The sequence below is a fragment of the Methylobacterium guangdongense genome (assembly GCF_038442355.1).
GTDB classification, from domain to species: domain Bacteria; phylum Pseudomonadota; class Alphaproteobacteria; order Rhizobiales; family Beijerinckiaceae; genus Methylobacterium; species Methylobacterium guangdongense.
Map to the genome: position 1 here is coordinate 223,428 of NZ_JBBXMX010000009.1, position 6,713 is coordinate 230,140.

5 protein-coding genes and 1 pseudogene are annotated in these 6,713 nt (G+C 62.5%); 5 read left to right on the plus strand and 1 reads right to left on the minus strand.

The genetic code is table 11. The features are described 5' to 3' along the window. Window positions 1–4: 4 nt before the first annotated feature. The 5 genes from AAHG09_RS18700 (at window position 5) to AAHG09_RS18720 (ending at window position 6,050) form a co-directional block, all read left to right on the plus strand. A complete protein-coding gene (locus tag AAHG09_RS18700; protein ID WP_342108949.1) occupies window positions 5–1,294 on the plus strand; it encodes a methyl-accepting chemotaxis protein in 1,290 nt (429 codons plus the stop codon). A 58-nt stretch (window positions 1,295–1,352) separates the two neighbouring features. Then, window positions 1,353–1,592, plus strand: coding sequence for a hypothetical protein (locus AAHG09_RS18705; protein ID WP_342108950.1), 240 nt, complete (start codon window positions 1,353–1,355; stop codon window positions 1,590–1,592). A gap of 363 nt (window positions 1,593–1,955) precedes the next feature. Then, the gene (locus AAHG09_RS18710; protein WP_342108951.1) at window positions 1,956–3,578 is read left to right on the plus strand and encodes a hypothetical protein; all 1,623 of its coding nucleotides are present in this window, start codon (window positions 1,956–1,958) and stop codon (window positions 3,576–3,578) included. A gap of 183 nt (window positions 3,579–3,761) precedes the next feature. After that, window positions 3,762–4,622, plus strand: a complete 861-nt coding sequence (locus tag AAHG09_RS18715; protein WP_342108952.1) for a glycosyltransferase family 2 protein — start codon at window positions 3,762–3,764, stop codon at window positions 4,620–4,622. 90 nt (window positions 4,623–4,712) lie between these two features. Further along, complete coding sequence (locus AAHG09_RS18720) at window positions 4,713–6,050, plus strand: oligosaccharide flippase family protein (RefSeq protein ID WP_342108953.1); 1,338 nt, start codon at window positions 4,713–4,715, stop codon at window positions 6,048–6,050. Window positions 6,051–6,586: 536 nt separating this feature from the next. Here AAHG09_RS18720 and AAHG09_RS18725 read toward each other — a convergent pair. Then, a pseudogene (locus AAHG09_RS18725) lies at window positions 6,587–6,713 on the minus strand (IS5/IS1182 family transposase); the annotation flags it as partial.

Below are 6,713 nucleotides of genomic sequence, written 5' to 3' on the forward strand. Positions count from 1 at the left end.
CTCGATGCGAACCGCGGCCCCCGCCCTTCCGAAGATTGAGATCAGGACGCTTCTGATCAGCGGCGGTGCCGGCTGCCTCGTCGGAGTCCTGCCGCTGGTCCTCGGCGCGGCGCAGCCGGCCCATCTCGTGATTGCGGCGGCATCCGCGATCTGCGGCGGCGTGGTGACGCGGGCGCTGCAGCGTCCCGCCCGGTCGGCCCCGGCGGAGGGCGCCTCCCCGTCTCGGCACGAAGCCGACGCCGCCGCGTGGGGCGTCCCGCCCGCGATCGCGAGGGAGCCGGTCGAGGCGGCACAGGACGAGCCTCGGGACGACACGCAAGCCAGGGCGCAGGCCGCGGCGCAGGATCTCGCCGACCTCGAACCCCTCTTTTCCGTCACGCGGGAGCAACTGCGCAGCATCGTCGGGCAGACCGAAGGTGCGGCCGCCGCCATCATGGCGTCCCTGGAGGCGCTCAACACGGCGCAGACCCGCAGCGCCGGCTGCCTCACCGGCGCCCGCGAGCGGATCGTCGGCGTCGCCGAGCAGAGCGACGCGGCCCTGCACACCCTGGCCCGGTCACTCGGAACCTATCTCGACGGACGCCTCCGGGAGACCCGGGCCGAGCGTAGCGCCGTCGATGCCGCGGCGGCGCAGATGCAGGGTCTCGACAATCTGATCGTCTCCCTGGAGAAGGTCGGCGCCTCCACGCGGATGCTCGCCCTGAATGCGAATATCGAGGCGAGCCGGGCTGGCATCCACGGGGCCGGATTCAAGGTCATCGCCCGGGAACTTCAGGACCTCGCCCAGGCCTCCCAGGCCGCCATGGCGGAGGCGCGGACCCAGGTCTCAAACGTGCAGCAGACGATCGGCCAGGTACTGACCGTCGAGCACGGGGCCGAGGGGACGTTGAGCGAGCAGCAACGCCTCCAGGCCCTGATGACCGAACTCGACAGCATCGCTCAGACGACGACCCAGGTGCTGCTCGGAATGGTCCGGAGCGACCTGACGGAGGTCGCCTCGCTGACCAGCGCGGTCGGCACCGAAGTCCTGTCGGTCTTCGGGCAGGTGCAGTTCCAGGACGTGGTGCGCCAGCAGATCGAGGCGATCGAGGAGTCGAACGCGATGCTGCAGCTTTGCCTCGACGGGCTGCAGCGCAGCCTGAATGGGCAGGAGCCCGAGGCGCCGATGCGACCCGCCGCCATCCTGGAGACGGCGCGGTTGCACTACGTCACGCAGATCCAGCGCCACGTCGACGCGCAGGCCCTGGGGCGGGTCACCGCGCACACGGATGTGCCGGATATCGAGCTGTTCTGAGGTTCCCAGGCGCGGTCCGGTTTCGCGAGCCCGGCACGTCGCGCTGATGCGGGAGCCGGTGGTCCCTCTCGTCGGCGCGAGCGAGCGGGCGATGATCGCCGATCCGCACGTGAGGCTTCGGGCGAAGGCCGCCCTGACCCTGCTGGTAGAGATGCCGACCTCCGAACTCGATGCGCGGACGGCCCTCGCCTACGGACCGGAGGCGCTGCGCGACGGCCTGTGGATTCCGTCCACGCCTCAGAGCGGGCGTCTGGTCGGCCCGGAGACGGCCTTCGAGGACGCGGGCAGCGCGTCGTAGCGCCGATGGGCGCGCGGCCCTGCGCTAACGGTCGAAACGGCACCATCCGCCGAAGCCGGGATGGCTGAAACGGCCGGCGATCCGAGACAGGTTCTTGGACGCATATTGGCCGCCGTTGTGGACGTATCATCCTGAACTGCCGCGCGCGTGATTGACCGACAGGCCAAGATCGCGCAAGACGCTGCCAAATATAATAGCACATCCCAACCGTTCCTTTGGACCGTGCCAGCCGCCGGGTTCCACAACAGTGAGTCTGCGCCAACTGTTTTGATCCCACGCGTGTGTCTCACGTGAAGCGTGGTCCATAAATCGGGTCGTGCCGCGATAAACAACGGTATGCAGCCTCTTGAAAAGGAACCGTCGATGAGGATTGCAGCACAGGGCGCAGAAAAACCGCCTCTGCTGACTTGGCCGCGTGATGAAATCCAGGATCGAAAGATCAAGCTTTTCACAACGGTTAATGTTGCTCTCTTCGTCATCATGGCGGCCGTCGCACTCTGGGCGACGTGGCATCGTGGACCGTGGCTCGACGAATTCTGGACGCTCTGGCTCTCGAAGCACGATGTGTCGCTGGCGGAGGCCGTCAAGAATCGCTGGTTGATCGATGTCCATCCCCCCTTCTTCACAGGCATGAACTGGCTGGTTCAAACCTGGGCGGGGGATTCGATCGTCGGCCGCCGACTCATGAACTTCATTCCCCTGCTCGCCAGCCTCCTGCTCGCCGCAGCATTGTGCAAGCGCTATCCGAACGCGAAGAATTTCATTGTCGTTTGCGTCATCATGATCGCGACGTCGCCGGTATTTTCCTACAACATGACGGAGATCCGGTCTTATTTCACGCAGATTTGTTGCATGACGAGCCTGATCGTCTGCTTGTATGCGCTGCTGATTTTGGAGAATGGCGCGCGGATCCGTGACAATCGGCTGCTCGCCGCGGCTCTGGTTGTCTTGATCTTTCTAGGTCTCAACATTCATTACGTGACGACCGTGGTGGCCACCAGCATCGTCGCGGCCGCCGGCCTGAGCCTTCTCGTCCGGCGTCAGTGGAACTGGTTCTTCCTCCTGCTGTCGGCCGGCCTCATCGCGTCCGTGCCCCTGATGGCATGGTTCATCACCCAGACCGCTTTTCTGGATCAGATCTCCGGGACCTTCTGGGTCAAGGTCACCTTCCCGGTCGCCGTGAAGGCCCTGGTCGCGCAGATCGCGAAAAGTTTTGGCTTCAATCTCGCCGTCTGGATGGCGCTCGGCATCGTGTTCCTCGGGCTCCTGCGGCAGCGCAGGAACGGTGGCGTGACGGTCGACCGTCTGCGGTCCGAGATCGATCCCCCGGATGTCGGGCGGGGCCATACGCTTTTCATCATCGCCATAAGCGCGGGCTTGGCCTGTGCGGCCGTGCTGCTCCTGGCCGTGAACATCAAGCATCCGCATCTGTTCGTGGCGCGGTATCTGTCCGCGATCGCTTTGACGACGATCGCCATCGTCGCTGCTCTGATCGTGAACGTCGTCCGGCAGCGGCGGCTTCTGTTCGGACTTTTGGTGCTGAACGGCGCGCTGGTCTACAGCGTCATCGTCATTTCCCACGCCCTGGACCGCGGCTGGGACGGCGCCGCCGCCGTCATCCAGGCTCAGAGGGGGCAATGTGCCTCGTCGCCGATCTTCGCGGCGGAATATCCCGCCAATTATATCGTTCCCAATCAGGATCAGGTCATCGACTGGGCCTACCACCTCGAAGCGGGCCGCTATGGTTTTCCGGTCCGCGTCCTGAAATCGCAATCGCGCCTGGATATCCCGGCGGGTGAACGCTGCCCCGCCATCCTGTGGATCGATCACATCGATTGGAACGAGCTGCCCCAACCTGTGACGCTTGACGCCATCACGAAACGACTGTCGATCGCCTTTCCGCCCAAATTTCTGGATGCCGCGCATATGATGAGGACGGAATCCGGGATCCTTATCGTGGGCGGACCTCCGGCCTCGGCCCCGTGAGCCGACCGCGCGGGGTTCGACGGCGCGGCCAACCAGCGTTGTGCGCAGCCGGGCTGACAGCGCCTTCGGCTAAGTAGTGACGCACCCCGGGCCGGGAACGCCATTGTCCCGGGCTGGTTGCAGACCGGCGCAAAACCAATTAGCAAATTTCAGACCGCTTTGTAGCTTTTCGGCTCGAAATTCATGACACATGTAAGTCATAATTCTCAGCTGCCGCTTGTATCCATCATTATCCCCACAAGACTGCGGCTCCACTTCCTACGGTTGACTGTCGACGCGATCCGCGCGCAGACATATCCGAATTTCGAGGTGATCGTCGTCGCCGACGGTCATCAGCAGGATGTGTGCGACTATATTCAGTCCCTGCAGGACGCGCGCGTGACGTACGCGGCGTCTCAATTTGCGGGACGACCTTCCGTCGTCCGTAATTTCGGCATTCGACTCGCTACGGGGACGTTCATTTCTTTCTGCGACGACGATGATCTTTGGCTGCCCGACAAACTTGCGATCCAGGTCGCGTTCATGGAGCAGCGCGGCATCGATTTCTGCTTCACCGCCGCCGGCGTGATCGATGCGGACGGCAACAAGATTGAGCAACCGCAGATCGGCTATCGCAAGAAGATATCGCTGGCCTGGTTCCTGATGTCCCTGGGCGATAATATCTATCCGTCGACCATCATGTTGCGTCGACAGAAGCTCGAAGCCATCAAGCTCTTCGACGAGTCACCCAAGTTGCGCCAGGGCGAGGATTATGAGTTCTTCGCGCGCTTTCTGGAAATCGCCCCCGGCTACGGCATCGACCAGGAACTCGTCTTGTACCGGGGGCATAGCGGCAGCATCCAGGAACGGAGCGTCATGCGGTGGTTCCTCAATCAGCTGAACCTCCAGAAGGCGCTGTATCGGACCAAGAGCTTCCCGCGCTCCGTGCTGCTGATCAGGCTTCTGCGGATCTTTTATTGGATGGCCCGCATCAGTACGGCTGCGCTGTCCATGCGCGTGCACAGTAAAATCCGCACGCTGAACGTGAGGCTTTTCCGCACTTGACGGATGGGCGCCCCGGCAGATCACGGGTCCAGATAGAAACGTACGCGCGAACTCTAGATCTAGGAGATGCTGTGCGGATGAGGTTCGGAAATGCATAGGCACAAGCTGTTTACGGATGGGGCGCTGTTATATTTTGCGCACATCTTCCGCTATGTATTTCCGATCGTCATCATTCCGCTGCTCGCACGGAAGCTCGGGGCCGAGCATTACGGGATCGTGCTCGTCGGGTTATCGCTGGCGACCCTCGTCAGCCTGATCGTCGAGTTCGGTTTCAACGTTTCGGGCACCCGGGATCTGGCGACGCAGGATGCGTCGCAATTGGATGGTGTCGTTTCGGCGATCCTCACCGCCAAGCTGATCCTGATGGTTCCGGCCATCACATTCGGCGTCGCGGTCGTTTCCAGCTCGACGGTTCTGCAGAACGCCCCGGTCGTCGGCGTTCTGTCGATCATTTACGGACTGCTTCAGGGCACCAATCTCCTCTGGTACTTCCGGGCCAGGGGCAGGATGGCACTCGTCGTCAAGATCGAGTTGGCGGCGCAGCTGTTGAACATGGTGCTGATCGTCACGTTCGTCGGCGGTGAGAATTCCTACGCTTCCGTAATCCTGTTCTACATCCTGGCATCGGCGCTGACGCTCCTCATAACGGGCGTGATCCTCGTGCGCGAAGTCAAGGTTCGGATCTCGTCCTGGGCGGCGGCGCGGAATGCGCTGCGCGGCGGGGGGGCGATCTTCGTCCTCACGGGTGCCGTCGCGGCCTACACGGCGGCCTCGGGCCTCGTGCTGGGCTGGCTCTCGACGCCGGACCAAGTGGGTTACTTCGGTCCGGCCGACAAGCTGATCAATGCCGGTCTGCAATTGCTGAACCCGCTCTCGACGCTTCTGCTTCCGCACATGACGCGGGAACTGAAGAGCAACCCGGCGCAGGCCTACGTCCTCCTGAAGCGCACGACCTTCGTTCTGACCGCGTGCTCGTCTTTGGCCTCGGTCGTGATCCTGTTCCTTGGGCCCTTCATCATGAAGATTTTCCTGGGGCACGCCTACGCGGAAGCGGGAAACATATTCGCTGTCCTGAGCCTGACGTTGCCGCTCGGAACGATCAGTTATTGTCTCAGCATGCTCCTGCTGCTTCCTGCGCGGAAGGACTTGTCCGTCACCGTCATTGCGATCGTCGGCGGCGCGCTCAATCTTCTTTGCGCATACTTGCTGACGCCGCAGAATGGAGCCATGGGTATGGCGATCAGTCGTGTGATCGCCGAAATCGCCATCACCATTCTGACATTCTACGTGACGATCAGAAGTGGCTTGTGGCGTGACGTCTGGAGCGCCCGCGGGGTGGTGCCGCAAGCAGAAAGCCTCTCGGGGCGGTTCCAGGTTCTGAAGAGAAAATTCTTGCGCCTGCCGATGACCTTCCGATCGGGCCTGTGACGGCAGCAGAGGCTGGCGTCGCATGCCGGGCCGGACTGGATTGCCTCTATCAGCGCGCGAGGTTGTAACGACGAGATAGGTTGATCATCGTTGCCGTTTAACGATCAAGGGAGCCGATCCAACGTTCGTCCCAGCAGAGGCCGTATCGAATTCAGCCCGTCTGTCGAACAGGTAACGATATCACGATATGCGAGGCCGTAAGCCACGCTCGCGAGATGGTTGGGATGCCGGGATAGGTCTTCGGACAGGCCCGGCGTCTCCGTCGACGCGCCGCTGGTCAGGGGGACGCTGGCTGCGTGCATGATGCCGGTGAAGATCCGGGTATTCATGAACTGCCGAAGAAAGGCGTCCCTGGCCTGTGACCACTCTCGGGCGACGGGAAACACCCGCTTCCGGGGCGTCCGACGTGTCTCAGCCTTGAGGGCTTTGACATCCCTCAAGAAACTGGCTGGGGCGCCAGGATTCTCACCTAGCACGAACACAGCCATTCACCCGAGGCAAGTAATTGATTACACACGCGCTTCAGCTTAGAGCGTCTAACAAAACCATCGTTCGATGAAGCGCCAGACGATGAGGGCGGCAGCCAGCGTCGAGAAGGCGAGATGGATGTCGGCCCGTCGCTCGTAGCGGATGGCGAGGCGACGGAATTGGGCGAACCAAGCC